Genomic DNA, 15655 nt, shown 5'->3' with positions numbered 1-15655 from the left:
AAATGATCAAACCCAAACGGTCCGCCGCGCAACAACTGGCGGATGAAGCCGAACGAAGGACCCTCAATCCGATAGGATCGAGACAGACGATAGCCGACAGTCAAGCCACGCCGGAGTTTCAGGAAAACCTGAAACGCCTGAAGTCCGAGCGGCTGGAGCGTGAGGCTCGACTGAATCCGAAGCGCAAGGTCTGATTTGGGCTGATCCAGCTTTCGCCTCGCCTCGCCTGGTGGGGCCGGTCAGGCGAACGAGCCGCGTCGGATGGAGGGTGCAGAAGGTCATGGGAATGTTGAATCGTCGGTGGATGATCTTCCTGTTGGTTTCCGTGGTGATTGTTTGCTCGATCTTCGCAGGCGCTCGATACTATCTAAGCAAATGCCATGGCATGGATGCGTGCGCGGCCGCCGAAGCCGAGAGCCACGAGCGCGACAAGCCAACCGAGCCACAATAGTTTTCGGGTGAAAAGCCGGCCTGCAATAGCGGCTCCGGAGCCGCGGCGGGTGCAAGGTCGAAGGTGCTGATCCACCGTTTTACAACCTGGGGAAAACTCCCTGCAGGTCAGCGCGCCTGCATTTTCCGAATCGCCTGTGCGTGCTCGCTGCCTCAGTATGTTCTTCTTGTGGGGGGGCGCGTGAGCCAGTTTTTGTCCGTGCTGCTGTTGGCGACCGCCATGACTCTGACCCTGTGCTTCGGGGTGGCGGCGTGGCGCCAATCCGCTGTGAGAGACGTCGATATCACTGCCACCATTCCCCATCAGGAAAACGGCTGGCGAGCGAGGCCGACGAACTAAAGCACCTTCCGTTGCGCTATCCACCGTAGTTCTAACAGTTCGATGAACGGTCTCTTGATCTTGCGCTTGGGCCTGTACCCATAACTGGGTACGCGTGAATGCCAGCGGCCGCTGATCGTAGCAATCAACGACCATGTCGAGCAGATCACCGGTAACGGACAAAGCTGCACGCACCGCACCACCGCTGCCGATGAAGCGCCGGCGAATTTCGCGAACGAAAGTCAGAAGACCGCGACGGCGGACTACACCACGCCGCCGAAGTCGATGCCTTCCTTGGCGAGCGCCTCGGCTTCCTCGGCGGACGCTGTCGGCTTCGTCTCGAGGTAGGGACGCTCAGTCGCCGGCAGAATGGTGCGAATGTTCTGGCCGTCTGTCCGCGTGATGCGAGCAACCCAGCGCTTGGGGCCGTGCTCAACTTGCTCGATATGGTACTGCTTGTACGTAATCATGACTCACGGACGCAACTGACGCTGGCGGAAGGTTCCCTTTATATCCAACGGGACGCCTCCGGACAACGATTTCTTAGAGTGAGGTTAAGATCGCCGGCGTGAACCCGTTCAGCGATCATTCAGCCGCTCAGTCGTAGGCATATTGCGATTGGGAGAATATCCGATGATCGGTGCAGTCGTCGCAACCTTGCTGGCTCTACAGCTCGGTGAGGTTCATCAGGTTCAATACCGTGTCCCTGTACACCCACCGCCGTGCGGCAACGGCTGGGACGTCGGCGCCCGCGACGGCATGTGCTACCCCAACGGCTACTTGCCGCCGCAAGAACAGGCCGCTCGGCAATACTATGGTGGCGGCAGAGGCTCTGGCCACTATCCCGTTCCTTGCGGACACGGTGCCGATATCGATACCCGCGACGGCCAGTGCTACCCGAACGGAACGGTTCCGCCGCAGTTTCAACAGGGCCGGCAAGGCTATTACGGCGATGATTATTACGAGCGCCGTCCACGGCGCCGTTACTATTGAACGGCCCCTCGGGGTAAGCCCGCGGGCCCCTAATAATCCTTCTTCGGATCCGTGGTGACGGTGCCGGACTGCACTGTCACCTGCATTCCGTAATTCCAAGTCGGGCAAAAGCCCCGCTCGCGTGAGCCCGCCAAGTGAGCGCGGACATGGTCCCAGATCACTTGGTCCCAGGTGACTTGCCTGGCCCTAGCTTCAGCTCTCCGGGGCCGAAACTGTAGCAGGCACGCTCAGCGGCGCTCCTCCAACTGAAACGGGACCTACAGATTTCGACTGCCGGGCGAGCCGCTTGCGGATCGCTGCGGACAGTCCGTAGCGCGCATGCGCTCTTCGAACGGAGGACGTGACGTCCGACATCATGGCATTTTGCAGCGAGTCGATCTTCGCAATCAGAGTGGACAGCTGGGAGGATACCTTCTTCACATCGACGCGTTCGTCCGTGATGCTCTGTCGCAGCGAAAGCAGCACCATGGAATCGGCCTGCAACACAGCCGCGTTTTGCTGCAGTGCCTGGTTGCTCTCCTGCAGCGAAGCCGTGTGTTGCTGCTGGGTCGACTGAATATCCTTCAAGGCAGCGACAACCGGATCCGGCTTTGCCACTGAAGCCTCTTGCCGCGGTAGCAGATCAGCCAGGCTGCTCAGGTTCAGCGATGGCAGGCCCGACGGCCATGTGTAGATCGCCGCCGCGCCGTTGATGGCCAGGGCACACACCGACAGCGCCATGACCGACGTGCGGCTCGACCGCTTGATCGGTTCTGGAGCATCCAAGCTTGCTGGTTCGTCGGCCGCGATGGCCGCAGCCAGTGCTGCAGGGTCGAGCTGTTCGACAAGGCCTTGCGTTTCGAAAGTCGTGGTCATGGCATTGACCCCAAATGAGCGAGCAACAGGAAGCCGTCGCCGGAACGTCCTCGCGACGGCTCCCTTACGCAGCACCCATCTACAACTGTCTAAAATTGTGGGCTTTTCAGCTTAATTCCACGTTAGCGGCCGCGGCCTGCTGCAGACCCCACCACCCCGGCCGACTACGGGGGCGTACGACAGACATGACACGCAGGCCGGCGCGAGAGCTCCTCCCGATCCCGGGAAGCCGCCGCGTCCCGAAGCGGATTTTCCGAAGTTGGCAAACTACCCCTGTTTTGCCCGACGAGTCAACGGCGTCTCCGCCGGATGCAACCGCCGTGTGCCAAAAAGAAAGCGTTGCGCCAGCGGGACTTAGCTACTGTGCATGGGGTTGTTTTCGCGATTTTAGCCACCGCCTGCTCCTGCGCCGGCCCCCTGTCCCAAAAGCCGCGAGACAACCCGCTCAAAAAGTGTAGGATTCGACAAAACAGGGAGGAACGGCATGTTTGAAATCAGCGGTTTCGACACGGCAGGAATCGTCAGCCTCAAGCGGCTGTCACTCACCGCCGCCCTCAAGAAGGCCAAGGAGCTTATTGCTGACGGGTGCTGGGGCGTTCAGGTGATTGGTCCAGGTGGCCAGGTCTACACCTCGTTCGAGGAGCAAGCCGCGTAGCCGCCCGCCTTCGGCATCAATCTTCGGCATCATTCGGAAAGCACCCGACCGATCGCGCGCCGCGCGCTCTGGCCGTTACGGTGATCGACGTGAAAACCCCAGCGCCTGGTGGAGCGCTGGGGCGTTTCAAAATATCAATTGGTGAAGCAATGAGGCCTTCGTAGCAGCGATCCCGACCATCGCTTGTGAACTGCTTCACACGTCCTTCGATCTTTCCACACCTTGCTGAGGCTCAACTGCCGCGCGCCGTGCCGTTGCCAATCAACTCGTTTGGGAGCACGCTCTCTCCAGGCGCGCAGACGCCGCTCAGGGAGAAAGCCATGAAGGACACGGGCCTGGATCATCGCCACCGCGACAAGGATGGCGCGATCAGCAAGAAGCACGGCAACACGCTGGTCGGTACGTTGCGCAAGATCTACGGCAAGGGTTTTGCCGCCGGTTATCCAGATACGACTGAACTCAGCGAGGTCTTGCACCAGCTGAACGAGACATCGCTGAGCCAGTTGCGTCGCGATCACGACACCGGGCATCTCGGCCACAAGATCGACCACGTCCCGAAGTGACGGCCTCCCCTCGTCCCAACTTCAGGTGGTTGAAATCAACTTCGCTGCCGGGTGTCTCGGCGAATTTGCCGTTTGAGCCCTCGCCGCCCGAGCGCTAGAATGAGCCTTTTAATGGAGGCTCATTTGAAACAGCTCATTGTCATCACCGCCATTGCCCTCGCCGTGACGGCTCCCGCCCGCTCGCAGGCCCTCGTCGATCCCAACAAGGTCGCTCCCGAATATCGCGAGGCGGCCGAGAAGCGGCGGGCCGAGCAGATGCGGCAGCGCGAATGCGCGCTGAAGGCAGATCTCGAGAAGGTGCTGCCCAGGGATCGCACCGTCTACCTCAACCATTGCCTGGACACGATGGCGGCCAAGCAATAGGCGGCTGTTTCAAGCGGCTTGAAGTGCCGGACGCGTTCAAGCTTTCTTCAGACATTTGGGATCATCTGACGATCCATTTCCATCAGTCATTGTCGATCGACCGCGCATGAGTTTCGTCCAGATTCAGTGCACGCGCTGCAAGACCGTGTTCCGCGACCGCGCGGGACGGTTGCAGGACGGCTATTCCAGGCAATGTCCGAGCTGCGAGGTGGTGCTGTTCTTCGCGGAGGATTCGCCGAACCCTCAGGTCAAGCAGGCCATGAAGCGCGCGCGCAAGGTTCGCAAGGAGCAGCGCGAAACCGAAATGGCCAGGGTGTCCGCGCCGCAACCGCGCGCCAATTTTTCGCGGGCCCACACCGGACGGATACAGCTCTCGTCGGAGGACGACGGGGACTAGCTCACCCACGCTTCCGCGGAAACAGGCGGTCGCGGATATAGCGCGAGGTCGGCGTCAGGCGGATGCCGCGCGGCTTCTGCCAGACGGCGCGATCGATCTCGTTCTTGTCGCCAATCGCGAGCCTGCCCTTGGCGCCCTTGGCGATGAATATCGCGTCGCTCATCTTGCGGCCGGAGCGCTTGTTCCTGGCCGTCACTTCCTTCCAGAGGCTGATCCGGCCGAGCTTCAGCTTGGGCAGCTCTTCCTTGATCTCCCGCCGCAGGCAGTCCTTGTCGGACTCGCGCGCGCGCTTGCGGCCGCCCGGGAACATCCACAGGCCGTCCGACCGGCGCCTGACCAACAATACCTTGCCGCGCTTGGCGGCGACCAGCTTGGAAGACTTCGCCATGTCCGCCGTAATCGAGAACAGAATCGAGCCCATGGTAACTTGTCTAGTCGGATAGACAAGTTCCGTGGACCTTGATCACACGGGGCTAAGGCCGCCAGGTCTGATTGACTCCGGCAGGCAGGCCGATCCGCCGTTCGAGGGGGCCGGATCAGACCTCGCCCGTCGCTGTCCCCGCCCTCGACCCCGCCTCTGCCCGGTCCTCCGTCCTGATCCAGGCCATCATCATCTCCCAGGCCACCGACAGGATGATCGGGCCGATGAACAGGCCGACGATGCCGTGGGCCAGCGTGCCGCCGATCACGCCGACGAAGATGACGATGGTCGGCGTGGTCAGGCCGCGCCCCATCACCAGCGGCTTCAACATGGTGTCGAGGAAGCCGACGACGACGAGAAACACGGTGAGCAGCAGCGCGGTAGTGACGTCCTTGGCGGTCCAGATCCAGATGATCACCGGCAGCAGCACCAGGAACGCGCCGATCTGCACGATCGAGAGCAGCAGCACGATGAAGGCGAGCAAGCCTGCGCTCGGCACCGCGGCAAGCTTGAAGCCGATGCCGGCGAGCAATGCCTGCACGATCGCGACGCCGATCACGCCTTGCGCCACGGCACGGATGGTCGCCCCCGCGAGCCCCAGGAAATGCTCGCTCTGTTCGGGCACGATGCGAAACAAGAAGCCGCGGCCGGCCGCAACCAGCCTTGGCCCGTGCGGAAACAGGAAGCCGGCCACGAACACCGAGACCAGGAACTGCAGCGTGCCGACACCGGCGTCACCCGCGAGCCCAAGCAACGGTCCCGCCAGCGGCTGGAGATACGGCGCCACCTCGCGCAGCACCGCGCGGATGTTGTTGTAGGCCTGCTCCCACAAATCGAATAGCCAGGGGCCAACGAGCGGCCACGATTTGAGCTGCTCCGGCGCCGACTGAAGCGCGAGGTCGCCGGTGCCGAGCTGGTGCGCCAGCTCGCGCACGCCGTCCACTGCGCTGATGCCGAGCCAGGTCGCAGGACCGATGACGATGCCGAGCGTGATCAGGGTCAGGATCGCCGCTGCGGTCTTGGGCCGGCCGCCCAGGATCTTCGCGACCCAGCTGAAGGCCGGGTAGAACGCGACCGCGAGCACGCCGCTCCAGGCAAGGATCGGCACGAAGGGGCGGATGATCAGGAAGGTCCAGATGATCAGCAGGCCGAGCAGGCCGACGCGGATCACGAGCTGGATGATGTCCTCGCCCGTCAGGAGCTGACGCAGACTTTTCACGGGCACGGCTTTCCTTGCGGCATTGACGCGGGTTCCGCCACTTGCGCGGCCCAGCGTTATTGCCAGCCGCGCACCCGGCGTCAAGGCGACGGGGCCGGCCCGAGCCGGTGATTAGGAACGCATCGGGCCATTCGGCATTCCGAGACGATGGCACGCCGCCCCAGAGAGCCCGTCGCACACGCAGGCATTCACCGCGGCGTGCACTTTTCGCTGAAGCCAAACGCGGCACCGGGCTATTGGCGCTACGCCTATGCCGTCGGCGACAGGGCCCGCTGCGGGCGCGTGCAAGGCAGGCTGCCGTTGCTCGCCATCAGGCGCGTACAGATGCGCATCGACCGGGACATGCGGAGCAACCGGACCGGCGATTGATCTTGCGACAGCGCCGCGCGCGGCGAGCGCGCCGGCAAGGCCGGCAACCGGATGCCGGCTTGGCTAACGACGATTAACCGGATTTCAGCCGACCGGTTTACGCCGTTGCAAAGGCGGGCACCTAGGCTTCCGTCGAGGTCCCCCAAACCACTTTCGGTGCAATGGCCAATAGCATCTGGACGATCGAAGAATTCACCTGCCCGGGTTGCAGCATGAACTACACCGCGACAAGGGAGGAGCACGCCGAAGCGCATTCCGGCAGCTTCAAGTGCAGCATCTGCAGCGGCGTGGTGCACACCTGGTCCGGCAAGCATCATTTCTTCGGCTGGGAAGCGGTGAAGGCCAAGCCACCCGTGTTCGGAAGACGCTGGGCCGGAGCGGGCTGGTAGACCGCTTCCAGCGGACCCAGACCAGCTACTCCCGTCAACGCTGCCTGCCCGAACTGCGGCTTCTGCTACTCTGCGGCACCGGTTAACATCCGCGCCCCGCAACTGAAGCCGACACGCAATGACCTCACCCTTCGTTCCCCAGATCGCCCTTTACCGCGGCTGGCTCGCCGAACAGCGCGGCCTTACCTTCGCCAGCTACGAGGAGATGCGGCAATGGTCGGTGCGCGATCTCGACGGGTTCTGGCGCAGCATCTGGGACTATTACGATCTGCAATCGCCAACGCCGTTTGCGGCCGTGATCACCGAGCGCAAGATGCCCGGCGCGGTCTGGTTTCCCGGCGCCCAGGTCAACTATGCTCGGCAGGTGTTCCGCCATGTGGATGCGGCCGACGCCGCCGGCCTGCCCGCGATCGTCAGTTCCGGCGAGGACGGCAGGCTTTGCGAGACGAGCTGGCCGGAGCTGCGGCGCAAGGCGGCTGCCCTCGCGCTGCATCTGAAAGAAAAAGGCATCAGGCCCGGCGACCGGGTCGCCGCCTATCTGCCCAACATCCCCGAGACCATCATCGCATTCCTGGCGAGCGCCAGCATCGGCGCGATCTGGAGCGTGTGCGCGCCCGACATGGCCGCACCCGCCGTGATCGACCGCTTCAAGCAGATCGAACCGAAAGTGCTGATCGCCTGCGACGCAGTCACCTATGCCGGACGCCGGCACGATCGCAAAGACGTCCTCGCCGAGCTGCGGCGATCGCTGCCGACGGTCGAGCACGTCATTCTGCACAGCGACGCCGCCGCGCGCCCAGCGGCGGACGCCCTGCTCTCCGACATTGTCGCAGCAACGGGCGCCGCGATCGACGCGTTCGAGCCAGCGTGGCTGCCGTTCGATCATCCGCTCTGGATCGTCTATTCCAGCGGCACCACCGGTCTGCCGAAGCCGATCGTGCACGGCCATGGCGGCATCGTCATCGTGGTGCTGGCGCTGCTGGGATTGCACAACGATCTCGGCTGCTCCTACCACGAGAACTCGTTCGGCGAGCGCTATCACTGGTACTCTTCGACGGGCTGGATCATGTGGAACAGCCAGATCGGCGGCCTGCTCAGCGGCACCACCTGTTGCATCTTCGACGGCAGCCCCGGCGGAGCCAAGGACAAGCCGGACTGGACCACGTTGTGGCGCTTCGTCGCGCAATCCAAAACGACCTTCTTCGGGGCGGGCGCCGCGTTCTTCGCCAACTGCGCCAAAGCCGAGGTCGACCTCACCGCCGCCGGTGATCTCTCACAGCTTCGATGTCTCGGCTCGACCGGCTCTCCGCTGAGCGCCGACACGCAAGCCTGGTTCAACGACCGCTTCGCGGCGCTCGCGAAGATCAACGGCAGCAAGGCGCAGGCCGATATCTGGTGGGCCAACATCTCCGGCGGCACCGATTTCGCCGGCGCCTTCATTGGCGGCAATCGCGAACTGCCGCAGACGCCGGGCGCGATGCAGTGCCGTCTGCTGGGTGCCGCCGTGGAAGCCTTCGACGAACAGGGCCGCGCCGTCATCGGCGAGGTGGGCGAGCTCGTCTGCACCGAGCCGATGCCGTCGATGCCGCTCTATTTCTGGAACGACAAGGGCGATGCGCGCTATCGCGCGAGCTATTTCGAGACCTATCCGGACAATTTCGACGGCAGCGGCCGCGGGCCGGTGTGGCGGCATGGCGACTGGCTCAAGGTCGACCCGGACGGCTCCTGCATCATCTATGGCCGCAGCGATGCCACCATCAACCGGCATGGTCTGCGCATGGGCACGAGCGAACTCTACTCCGCGATCGAGGCGTTGCCGGAGGTGCTGGATTCCCTCGTCGTCGATCTCGAATATCTCGGCCGTGACAGCTACATGCCGCTGTTCGTGGTGCTGCGCGAAGGCGTCGCCTTCGACGGCGCGATGCGGGCGAGGATCAACAAGGCGATCGAGGCAGGCCTCTCCCGCCGCTTCCTGCCCAACGAGATTTTTGCGGTCGCCGAGATCCCGCGCACGCTCTCGGGCAAGAAGCAGGAGCTGCCGATCAAGAAGCTGCTGCTCGGCCAGCCCGTCGAGAAGGTCATCAACCGGGAGGCGATGGCCAATCCCGCCTGCCTCGACTGGTACCTTGCCTTTGCACGCGACTATCTGGCGCGGAGGGGGATCTGAGGGGAGATCGCCCCAATTGCGCCGATGCCGTTTGGACTCCGTTCACCGATCGCCGCTAGAGCAGGATGGATCTTCCGAAAACGAACGCGCGCCATGGCCGACCTCAACGCCGTCCTCACCAGGCTCAACGACCGTCTGCTCCGCCTCGAGGGCGAGCTGTTCGTGCTGCGCTCGCTGGCCCGCGCAACGCTGACGGCGGGCGATGACCACGCGGCGCGAATGCGCAAGCTGGTCGAGGCTGCAAAGGTCGCGCTCGACGATGAGGCCACCCGCCCCCTCGACAAGCCGACGCGCAAATATATCGATGCGGCGACCGCGCTGGTGGAGGAATTGCTGGTCGAGCCGACTCAGGCACGGCCGTTGTTCACCGTCATCGACGGCGGCCGGCGCGACTGAGCGTCAAATTGGCTGACCGTCGTCCGTCGCAGCGATATCGCCTGACTTGAGCCGGCTGAGGCCGGCTTCGATGATCGAGATCTCCTCGTCGATCTGACCGATCGGCAGGCTGAAGTCGTAGCCGGACCTGCTCTTCAGATCGACCGCAAGCCGCTGTCTGTGCATCATCAGCTCGTCAAGGCCGCGCCGGTTGTTCAGCCGGACATAGACGTCGACGATCTGCTCAATCGCGCTCGGCATGAAATCGGTCCCGGCGAAAAAGCCCGCACGGCGCACCCACGCCGGCGGGACGATCTCGGTGTCGCGGTACGCAATACAAATCCGCGACGGATTCGTCGATACGCCAAGCTGGTTGAGATCATGTTACCGTCAGATGATTTCGTGATGGCCGCGCATGAAAAAGCCGCTGGCGATCATGCCAGCGGCCAAATCCGGGTTCGAAAACGGATACGGGTTGAAATGTCGCCAGCCCCGGTTGGTCCACGTTCTACCGGCAAATCCTGGATCTCTGTGTTAAAAACGAAACACAGGAACAGGCCTATCTCTAATCGCCGCCCGACCGTGGCGGTGTGGCACGGCTAGTCTGTGACGCAGAAATAGTTGCGCGGCAGCCTGCGGTAGGCGCTGTAGCGGTAATGCGGCCGGTACGCGTAGCCGCGATAGAGTGCCGGCGGCTCCTGGCCGTAATAGGCGCCGTGATAGAAATTGATGACCGGCCCTTCCGCGCAGCGATAGGTGTCCCAGGTCGGACCGATGAAGGGCGCCACACCAACCTCAGGCGGAACCACCGGATAGGGCTGTCCGCCGGCGCGCGCCGGAGGGGTTGCGACCAGGGCCGCGAGAAGGACAAACCACGCGCTTCGCATGCGTTCGCTCCGAGCCGATGCCATCCGCGTATGGAAGCACCGGACCGGCCGACGCCGCAATCGCGGAATTCATCGCGCAGCCTCGCTCGGTGCATTGTTGATAACCGGCGCAAACGCAGTGCGGGTGGTGACAGGACGTCCGGACGTGTTATCGGGAGATGACGCAGTTGCGAGACGGATCGGACACCCATGCGCATTACCCTCGTCGGCTCCCGCCATTTCGGCGTGACCACCCTGAACATGCTCCGGGAGCACGGTGTCTCGATCGTGCGGGTTGTGGTGGCCGACGCCGAGGATCGTCTCGCCGCGACGGCCAAGGCGGCGGGCATCGAAGTCGTGGTCCAGGCCAATCCCAAGCTGGTGGTGGCCTCCGAGATCGCCCCCGACACCGATCTGATCGTCACCGCGCACAGCCACGCCCGGATCGGCAAGGACGCGCTCGAGGCCGCGAAGCTGGGTGGGATCGGCTATCATCCCTCGCTGCTGCCGCGTCACCGCGGCAAGGCGGCCGTGGAATGGACCATCAAGGAAGGCGACCCGATCGCCGGCGGCACGATCTACCACCTCGCCGACCGCATGGACGCCGGCGCCATCGCGGCCCAGGAGTGGTGCTTCGTCAAGAAGGGCGAGACGGCGCGGGAGCTGTGGGAGCGCGCGCTCGCCCCGCTCGGGCTCAAATTGCTGGCCGACGTGATCGATTATGCCAAGGTCCACAAGGCGCTGCCGGCGAAGACTCAGGACGAGCAGTTCGCGACCTCGGCGCCAAGCCTTTCCTAAGGCCCTCTCCTGAGTCGCTGTCCCGACGTTTACCCTTAACGTGAAGGGGCGTTGATTTTGCTTCGAAAATTGCAGCCGGAAACCCAAATAAACCATTGTTCCCACAGGAACAATTTTCGATTTGGCACCGCACCAAATTTCCGTCACATTTGGCCCGAATAACGGTCAGCATATCAGACAAATTCAAGGACGGATTTTATGCGTTTTGCTCGCATTGCGGCGTTCTGTGCCGCTTCAGTTTTCACCCTCGCCGCGCCCGCTTTCGCCCAGACTCCCTATGACGGCAACTGGCAGGTCACCATCGTCACCAAGAGCGGTTCCTGCGAGCCGACCGCAAGCTCCTTGCTGACGGTTGCCGACGGCAAGATCACCGCGCCGGGCGCTAACGTTTCCGGCACCATCGGCAGCGGGGGACTTGTGAAAGTTTCGATCAATGGTGCATATGCCAACGGTCAACTCAGCGGCAACGCCGGATCGGGGAAGTGGAATGGAGCATCTGCAGGCATACCGTGCAGCGGGCGGTGGGAAGCATCGCGCCAATAGAAGAATCGTGACCAGCGGTCTGGGCCAGCGGCTCCTGATTGCGGCTGCCGTCATGTTTGCGGCCGGAATTGCCAATTCCGAGAGCAAGGCCCAGTCGGGCCCGTTTGCCCCGCTGGCAGGCAGCTGGAGCGGCTCGGGAACGGTCACGTTGGACGACGGCTCGACCGAGCGGATCCGCTGCCGGGCCAAATACGCTCCGGTCGGACCGACGATGGAGTTGTCGCTGACCTGCGCCAGCGACGCGTACAAGTTCAACCTCGGCGCCAACGTAAAGGCTGAAGGCAGCGCCATCGCGGGCAGCTGGTCCGAGGCCAGCCGCAATATCAGCGGCTCCCTTTCGGGCCGCGGCGCGGGTGGAAACTATGAGCTGCTCGCCTCCACCGCCGGCTTCAACGCCAACATCTCGCTGAAGACGTCCGGCAACAAGCAGAACGTCACGATGCGTGCCGATAGCCAGTTCCGCGGCGCCAACATCTCGCTGTCGCGCTAAGCCGATACAAGTAGATTGACAATCGACCCGGCGATCTCGCCGGGTCGATTTTTTATGTGCCCGGCACGAACGCCGTGACCTCGATCTCGACCTTGGCCCGGTCGTCCACGAGGCCGCCGATGTAGAGCAAGGTCGAGGGCGGGAAATTGCGCCCCAGCGTTTCCTTCCAAGCCGCGCCGATGCCGGACCCGGCTGCCTCATATTCGCTGCGGCTGGTCAGGTACCAGGTCAGGCGGACGATATGCTCGGGGCCGGCGTCGGCCTCGCCCAGGAGCTTGACGACCCGCTTCAGCGCGGTCCCGACCTGCGCTGCCATGTCAGGCGCGTAATTGCCGGTCTCGTCGCCGCCGGTCTGCCCGGCCAACACCACCCAGCGGCCCGGCCCCTCGACCGCGACGCCATGGGAAAAGCCGCGCGGTTTTTTCCACTCGGCCGGCTGCAAGATTTGCATGAGCGAATATCTCCCGATTTTTCTCGTTGTTCAGTGATGCCTTAGCACGCCGCCATGCATCGCTGCACCGGCAGATTTGGCCGTTGCAAACGGCGACGATGTCGCCGATACCGGCCCTCCCTCAGAACCCTCGCCTCCAAACCTGCGCCGATGAACACCACACCGTCCAAAACGATGGCTGCCCTGTGGATGGCGGGCTGGCTGTCGCTGATGCTGGTCATGGCGGTCGCCGGGCGCGAGACCACGCGCGAGCTGAATGTATTTCAGATCATGGAAGTGCGTTCGGTGATCGGGTTCACGCTTCTGCTGCCGATCATCTACCGGTCCGGTGGCTTCAAGGCGGTCGCGACCAAGCGCCTGCCCCAGCATCTCGCGCGCAATGGGGTGCATTATTTCGCACAGCTCGGCTGGTTCTACGCACTGACGCTGATCGGGATCGGCCAGGTCGTCGCGATCGAATTCACCATGCCGATCTGGACGGCACTGCTGGCCGCAACATTCCTGTCCGAACGCATGACCGTCTGGAAGATCGCCGCGATCGTGCTCGGCATCGTCGGCGTGGTCATGATCGTGCGGCCCGCCACCGGCGAGATCAATCCGGGCCAGCTGATCGCGCTAGGAGCCGCGATCGGCTTCAGCATCTCCATGATATTGGCGAAATCACTGACCCGGACCGAGAGCGCATTGTCGATCCTGTTCTGGATGATCGTCGTGCAGATGGTCGTGGGTCTGCTCCCTACGCTCTATGTCTGGACCTGGCCGTCGGCCTCCCTGTGGGGTTGGCTGTTCGTTATCGGGGTCTGCGGCACATTCTCGCACTATTGCCTCGCCAGCGCGCTCCGGTATGCGGATGCGACCATCGTGGTGCCGATGGACTTTCTGCGGGTTCCGCTCACGGCCACCGTCGGCTGGCTGCTCTATTCCGAGCGGCTCGACTCCTGGACCGTGCTCGGCGCGGCGCTGATCCTCTGCGGCAATCTCCTGAACTTGAAGCCGGCTTCGCCGGTTCCCGCCCGCGCACGCTGAACCTCGCGCCGCTTCGCGCGACAAAACCAAGTGGCCGTGTGATTTAGATCACGTTGGAAGGGTATTCCATCGTGCACATTCTGCCACACTGCAGCGGGTTGAACGCGACGAACTGCCGTTTTGGTGGCGCCAAATCGGCCACTTCGTGTAAGTTCGTTGCCAATCTGTTGCTGCCTGCAATTTCGATTCTGTTGGGGATTCCAGATGCGCACTCTCACCCTCCTCGCGTCGCTGATGTGCATGGTACTGTCGGTCAGTGCCGCGAAGGCCGACCGCCGTGTTGCTTTCGTCGTCGGCAACGGCACCTACAAGAACGTCGCACAATTGCCGAACCCGCCGATCGACGCCAAAGCGATGGCGGCAACGCTGCGCAATGTCGGCTTCGAGGTGATCGAAGGTTCGAACCTCTCGCGCGACCAGATGACGGAGAAGCTGCTGGACTTCGGCCGCAAGGCGCAGGGCTCCGATGTCGCAGTGTTCTATTATGCCGGTCACGGCATCGCGGTCGGCGGCTCCAACTATCTTCTGCCTGTCGATGCCGACATCAAGTCGGAGATGGACGTCAAGCTCGGTGCCGCCATCAACATCGATCTGACGCTCGAGCAGACCATGGGCGACGCCAAGGTCAAGCTGGTCTTCCTTGACGCCTGCCGCGACAATCCGTTCGCCGCCAAGATCAAGTCGAACTCCGCGACCCGCAGCGTCAACGTGCAGAGCGGTCTTGCCGAGATGAAATCCGGCGAAGGCACGCTGATCGCGTTTGCCACCGGTCCGGGCCAGACCGCGCTCGACGGCCAGGAGGGCAACAACAGCCCGTTCACCCGTGCGCTGATCGACAACATCACCAAGCCTGGCATCGAGATCCAGCAGGCGATGACGTCGGTCCGCGCCCAGGTCAACGAGGAGACCCACAAGGGTCAGCTGCCCTGGGGCCACACCAATTTGATCGGCGCGGTCTATCTCAACCAGGCTCCGACGACCCAGGTCGCCAATGCGGCACCGACGGCTGCTGGCGTCGTGCCCGCGGCAACAGGCGGCAATTCGGACGGTGTCGAGCTCGAATACTGGCGGTCGGTCAAGGAGAGCAACAAGCCCGAAGAGCTCAACGCCTACCTTTCCACCTACCCGAACGGCCAGTTCAAGGCACTGGCGCTGGCGCGGCTCGCGGCAATCAAGAGCGGCCCGTCGACGACGACCCGCAACCTCAACGCCGGTGTCGATCCTGCCACCTTCACCGACGACGCCAGCCAGCTCACCGAGGACCAGATCGGCCTCGACAAGGGGCAGCGCCGCGACGTGCAGCGCCGCCTGACCGGACTTGGATTCGACACCAAGGTCACCGGGGCGTTCAGCGAGGACACCCGTACGGTGCTCAAGCGCTGGCAGGCGGCACGTGGCTATCCATCGAGCGGCTATCTCAACAAGCTCCAGCACAAGGCCCTGCTGTCGGAGATCGTGGCCTCCGCGCCGACCACTGCGAGCGACGACAGCGCGAAGCCGGCCCGACGTGCCCCGGCCCAGGCGCAGAGCGCACCCGCCCAGCATCGCGGCGGCGGCGGCGACGCCGGCGCAGCCTTCGTCGGTGGCGTCGTCGGCGGCATGATGGGCGGCATGTTCCGCCGCTGAGGCGAGGCCAACCGCAAATACAAAAGCCCGGCTCGCGCCGGGCTTTTTCGTTGCGGTTAGCCAAACCTTTGGCGCCTACTTCCCCGCCGCCTTTCGCAGCGCCTCGTTGATGCGATCCTGCCAGCCGGGCCCGCCGGCCTGGAAATGCTCGAGCACGTCCTGGTCGATGCGCAGCGTGACCTGCTCCTTGACCCCCGGCGCCACGTTCTGCTTTGGCGGCGCCGCGGCGACCTTCGCCGTCACCTTCTTGAACGCCGCCTCGGCCTCCGTCCTGGCGTCGCCCAACGTCCGCGGCCGCCTCGGTGGTTGATCCGCCATGT

23 protein-coding genes are annotated in these 15655 nt (G+C 63.5%); 15 read left to right on the top strand and 8 right to left on the bottom strand.

The window, feature by feature from the left end; all coding sequences use genetic code 11:
* The first annotated feature begins 2 nt into the window (after window positions 1–2).
* Entirely contained in the window at window positions 3–194 is a 192-nt protein-coding gene (locus tag IVB41_RS24335) for a hypothetical protein (protein WP_247397768.1), read from the top strand.
* 74 nt (window positions 195–268) lie between these two features.
* Window positions 269–451 carry a hypothetical protein gene (locus IVB41_RS24330; protein ID WP_018457954.1) on the top strand — a complete coding sequence of 61 codons (183 nt, stop codon included), beginning with the start codon at window positions 269–271 and terminating at the stop codon, window positions 449–451.
* Window positions 452–1032: 581 nt separating this feature from the next.
* Here IVB41_RS24330 and IVB41_RS24325 read toward each other — a convergent pair.
* Window positions 1033–1239 carry a hypothetical protein gene (locus IVB41_RS24325; protein WP_027567024.1) on the bottom strand — a complete coding sequence of 69 codons (207 nt, stop codon included), beginning with the start codon at window positions 1237–1239 and terminating at the stop codon, window positions 1033–1035.
* Between the two features lie 163 nt (window positions 1240–1402).
* Between IVB41_RS24325 and IVB41_RS24320 the strand changes: the two genes are divergently transcribed.
* Window positions 1403–1762, top strand: a complete 360-nt coding sequence (locus IVB41_RS24320; protein WP_155809614.1) for a hypothetical protein — start codon at window positions 1403–1405, stop codon at window positions 1760–1762.
* 192 nt (window positions 1763–1954) lie between these two features.
* Here the strand turns inward: IVB41_RS24320 and IVB41_RS24315 are convergent, their stop codons facing one another.
* Complete coding sequence (locus IVB41_RS24315; RefSeq protein WP_247435632.1) at window positions 1955–2617, bottom strand: hypothetical protein; 663 nt, start codon at window positions 2615–2617, stop codon at window positions 1955–1957.
* 484 nt (window positions 2618–3101) lie between these two features.
* Here IVB41_RS24315 and IVB41_RS24310 point away from each other — a divergent pair, with 484 nt between their 5' ends.
* The 4 genes from IVB41_RS24310 to IVB41_RS24295 all read left to right on the top strand — a co-directional run bounded on the left by IVB41_RS24310 (window position 3102) and on the right by IVB41_RS24295 (window position 4595).
* Window positions 3102–3272 carry a hypothetical protein gene (locus tag IVB41_RS24310; RefSeq protein ID WP_007590796.1) on the top strand — a complete coding sequence of 57 codons (171 nt, stop codon included), beginning with the start codon at window positions 3102–3104 and terminating at the stop codon, window positions 3270–3272.
* A gap of 320 nt (window positions 3273–3592) precedes the next feature.
* A complete protein-coding gene (locus tag IVB41_RS24305) occupies window positions 3593–3835 on the top strand; it encodes a hypothetical protein (protein ID WP_007590794.1) in 243 nt (80 codons plus the stop codon).
* A gap of 123 nt (window positions 3836–3958) precedes the next feature.
* The gene (locus tag IVB41_RS24300; protein WP_027567027.1) at window positions 3959–4198 is read left to right on the top strand and encodes a hypothetical protein; all 240 of its coding nucleotides are present in this window, start codon (window positions 3959–3961) and stop codon (window positions 4196–4198) included.
* 106 nt (window positions 4199–4304) lie between these two features.
* Complete coding sequence (locus IVB41_RS24295) at window positions 4305–4595, top strand: hypothetical protein (protein ID WP_027567028.1); 291 nt, start codon at window positions 4305–4307, stop codon at window positions 4593–4595.
* Between the two features lies 1 nt (window position 4596).
* Here the strand turns inward: IVB41_RS24295 and IVB41_RS24290 are convergent, their stop codons facing one another.
* Together IVB41_RS24290 and IVB41_RS24285 are read right to left on the bottom strand one after the other, a co-directional pair.
* Window positions 4597–5016 (bottom strand): NUDIX hydrolase, encoded by a 420-nt coding sequence (locus IVB41_RS24290; RefSeq protein WP_035961255.1) that lies wholly within the window; start codon window positions 5014–5016, stop codon window positions 4597–4599.
* A gap of 115 nt (window positions 5017–5131) precedes the next feature.
* Window positions 5132–6241, bottom strand: a complete 1110-nt coding sequence (locus tag IVB41_RS24285; RefSeq protein WP_247435629.1) for an AI-2E family transporter — start codon at window positions 6239–6241, stop codon at window positions 5132–5134.
* A gap of 524 nt (window positions 6242–6765) precedes the next feature.
* On the opposite strand from IVB41_RS24285, the gene IVB41_RS24280 reads away from it, so the two are divergent.
* The 3 genes from IVB41_RS24280 (at window position 6766) to IVB41_RS24270 (ending at window position 9556) form a co-directional block, all read left to right on the top strand.
* A complete protein-coding gene (locus IVB41_RS24280; RefSeq protein WP_027567031.1) occupies window positions 6766–6993 on the top strand; it encodes a hypothetical protein in 228 nt (75 codons plus the stop codon).
* A gap of 118 nt (window positions 6994–7111) precedes the next feature.
* Window positions 7112–9160, top strand: coding sequence for an acetoacetate--CoA ligase (locus tag IVB41_RS24275; protein WP_247435625.1), 2049 nt, complete (start codon window positions 7112–7114; stop codon window positions 9158–9160).
* Between the two features lie 93 nt (window positions 9161–9253).
* Entirely contained in the window at window positions 9254–9556 is a 303-nt protein-coding gene (locus IVB41_RS24270; RefSeq protein ID WP_247435621.1) for a hypothetical protein, read from the top strand.
* A 3-nt stretch (window positions 9557–9559) separates the two neighbouring features.
* Here IVB41_RS24270 and IVB41_RS24265 read toward each other — a convergent pair whose 3' ends face one another.
* Window positions 9560–9796: a hypothetical protein gene (locus IVB41_RS24265; protein ID WP_247435618.1), complete on the bottom strand. Its 237-nt coding sequence runs from the start codon at window positions 9794–9796 to the stop codon at window positions 9560–9562.
* 338 nt (window positions 9797–10134) lie between these two features.
* Window positions 10135–10422 carry a hypothetical protein gene (locus IVB41_RS24260; protein WP_247435614.1) on the bottom strand — a complete coding sequence of 96 codons (288 nt, stop codon included), beginning with the start codon at window positions 10420–10422 and terminating at the stop codon, window positions 10135–10137.
* Window positions 10423–10611: 189 nt separating this feature from the next.
* On the opposite strand from IVB41_RS24260, the gene IVB41_RS24255 reads away from it, so the two are divergent.
* The 3 genes from IVB41_RS24255 to IVB41_RS24245 all read left to right on the top strand — a co-directional run bounded on the left by IVB41_RS24255 (window position 10612) and on the right by IVB41_RS24245 (window position 12232).
* On the top strand, window positions 10612–11199 hold the full coding sequence (locus IVB41_RS24255; RefSeq protein ID WP_247435611.1) for a formyltransferase family protein: 588 nt from the start codon (window positions 10612–10614) through the stop codon (window positions 11197–11199).
* A 198-nt stretch (window positions 11200–11397) separates the two neighbouring features.
* Entirely contained in the window at window positions 11398–11742 is a 345-nt protein-coding gene (locus IVB41_RS24250; protein ID WP_007590760.1) for a hypothetical protein, read from the top strand.
* Entirely contained in the window at window positions 11687–12232 is a 546-nt protein-coding gene (locus tag IVB41_RS24245; protein ID WP_027567036.1) for a hypothetical protein, read from the top strand. The genes IVB41_RS24250 and IVB41_RS24245 overlap by 56 nt, the downstream gene beginning before the upstream one ends.
* Window positions 12233–12284: 52 nt before the next feature.
* Here IVB41_RS24245 and IVB41_RS24240 read toward each other — a convergent pair whose 3' ends face one another.
* Window positions 12285–12683, bottom strand: a complete 399-nt coding sequence (locus tag IVB41_RS24240) for a RidA family protein (RefSeq protein ID WP_247435608.1) — start codon at window positions 12681–12683, stop codon at window positions 12285–12287.
* A gap of 150 nt (window positions 12684–12833) precedes the next feature.
* On the opposite strand from IVB41_RS24240, the gene IVB41_RS24235 reads away from it, so the two are divergent.
* On the top strand, window positions 12834–13709 hold the full coding sequence (locus IVB41_RS24235; RefSeq protein ID WP_027567038.1) for a DMT family transporter: 876 nt from the start codon (window positions 12834–12836) through the stop codon (window positions 13707–13709).
* 204 nt (window positions 13710–13913) lie between these two features.
* Window positions 13914–15335 (top strand): caspase family protein, encoded by a 1422-nt coding sequence (locus tag IVB41_RS24230; RefSeq protein ID WP_027567039.1) that lies wholly within the window; start codon window positions 13914–13916, stop codon window positions 15333–15335.
* A 75-nt stretch (window positions 15336–15410) separates the two neighbouring features.
* Here the strand turns inward: IVB41_RS24230 and IVB41_RS24225 are convergent, their stop codons facing one another.
* A complete protein-coding gene (locus tag IVB41_RS24225; RefSeq protein WP_027518078.1) occupies window positions 15411–15653 on the bottom strand; it encodes a BrnA antitoxin family protein in 243 nt (80 codons plus the stop codon).
* Window positions 15654–15655 lie beyond the last annotated feature (2 nt).

This window comes from Bradyrhizobium sp. 44, from assembly GCF_023073095.1.
Lineage (GTDB): Bacteria > Pseudomonadota > Alphaproteobacteria > Rhizobiales > Xanthobacteraceae > Bradyrhizobium.
This window is presented reverse-complemented; position numbering and strand designations above follow the sequence as displayed.

What these genes read in the sequence shown, in the direction of transcription:
- IVB41_RS24290 (WP_035961255.1), bottom strand. Translation starts at nt 5,016, where the DNA reads ATGGGCTCGATTCTGTTCTCGATTACGGCGGACATGGCGAAGTCTTCC.
- IVB41_RS24320 (WP_155809614.1), top strand. Translation starts at nt 1,403, where the DNA reads ATGATCGGTGCAGTCGTCGCAACCTTGCTGGCTCTACAGCTCGGTGAG.
- IVB41_RS24240 (WP_247435608.1), bottom strand. Translation starts at nt 12,683, where the DNA reads ATGCAAATCTTGCAGCCGGCCGAGTGGAAAAAACCGCGCGGCTTTTCC.
- IVB41_RS24295 (WP_027567028.1), top strand. Translation starts at nt 4,305, where the DNA reads ATGAGTTTCGTCCAGATTCAGTGCACGCGCTGCAAGACCGTGTTCCGC.
- IVB41_RS24235 (WP_027567038.1), top strand. Translation starts at nt 12,834, where the DNA reads ATGAACACCACACCGTCCAAAACGATGGCTGCCCTGTGGATGGCGGGC.
- IVB41_RS24225 (WP_027518078.1), bottom strand. Translation starts at nt 15,653, where the DNA reads ATGGCGGATCAACCACCGAGGCGGCCGCGGACGTTGGGCGACGCCAGG.
- IVB41_RS24250 (WP_007590760.1), top strand. Translation starts at nt 11,398, where the DNA reads ATGCGTTTTGCTCGCATTGCGGCGTTCTGTGCCGCTTCAGTTTTCACC.
- IVB41_RS24335 (WP_247397768.1), top strand. Translation starts at nt 3, where the DNA reads ATGATCAAACCCAAACGGTCCGCCGCGCAACAACTGGCGGATGAAGCC.
- IVB41_RS24265 (WP_247435618.1), bottom strand. Translation starts at nt 9,796, where the DNA reads ATGCCGAGCGCGATTGAGCAGATCGTCGACGTCTATGTCCGGCTGAAC.
- IVB41_RS24230 (WP_027567039.1), top strand. Translation starts at nt 13,914, where the DNA reads ATGCGCACTCTCACCCTCCTCGCGTCGCTGATGTGCATGGTACTGTCG.
- IVB41_RS24315 (WP_247435632.1), bottom strand. Translation starts at nt 2,617, where the DNA reads ATGACCACGACTTTCGAAACGCAAGGCCTTGTCGAACAGCTCGACCCT.
- IVB41_RS24310 (WP_007590796.1), top strand. Translation starts at nt 3,102, where the DNA reads ATGTTTGAAATCAGCGGTTTCGACACGGCAGGAATCGTCAGCCTCAAG.
- IVB41_RS24255 (WP_247435611.1), top strand. Translation starts at nt 10,612, where the DNA reads ATGCGCATTACCCTCGTCGGCTCCCGCCATTTCGGCGTGACCACCCTG.
- IVB41_RS24245 (WP_027567036.1), top strand. Translation starts at nt 11,687, where the DNA reads ATGGAGCATCTGCAGGCATACCGTGCAGCGGGCGGTGGGAAGCATCGC.
- IVB41_RS24260 (WP_247435614.1), bottom strand. Translation starts at nt 10,422, where the DNA reads ATGCGAAGCGCGTGGTTTGTCCTTCTCGCGGCCCTGGTCGCAACCCCT.
- IVB41_RS24305 (WP_007590794.1), top strand. Translation starts at nt 3,593, where the DNA reads ATGAAGGACACGGGCCTGGATCATCGCCACCGCGACAAGGATGGCGCG.
- IVB41_RS24325 (WP_027567024.1), bottom strand. Translation starts at nt 1,239, where the DNA reads ATGATTACGTACAAGCAGTACCATATCGAGCAAGTTGAGCACGGCCCC.
- IVB41_RS24280 (WP_027567031.1), top strand. Translation starts at nt 6,766, where the DNA reads ATGGCCAATAGCATCTGGACGATCGAAGAATTCACCTGCCCGGGTTGC.
- IVB41_RS24270 (WP_247435621.1), top strand. Translation starts at nt 9,254, where the DNA reads ATGGCCGACCTCAACGCCGTCCTCACCAGGCTCAACGACCGTCTGCTC.
- IVB41_RS24275 (WP_247435625.1), top strand. Translation starts at nt 7,112, where the DNA reads ATGACCTCACCCTTCGTTCCCCAGATCGCCCTTTACCGCGGCTGGCTC.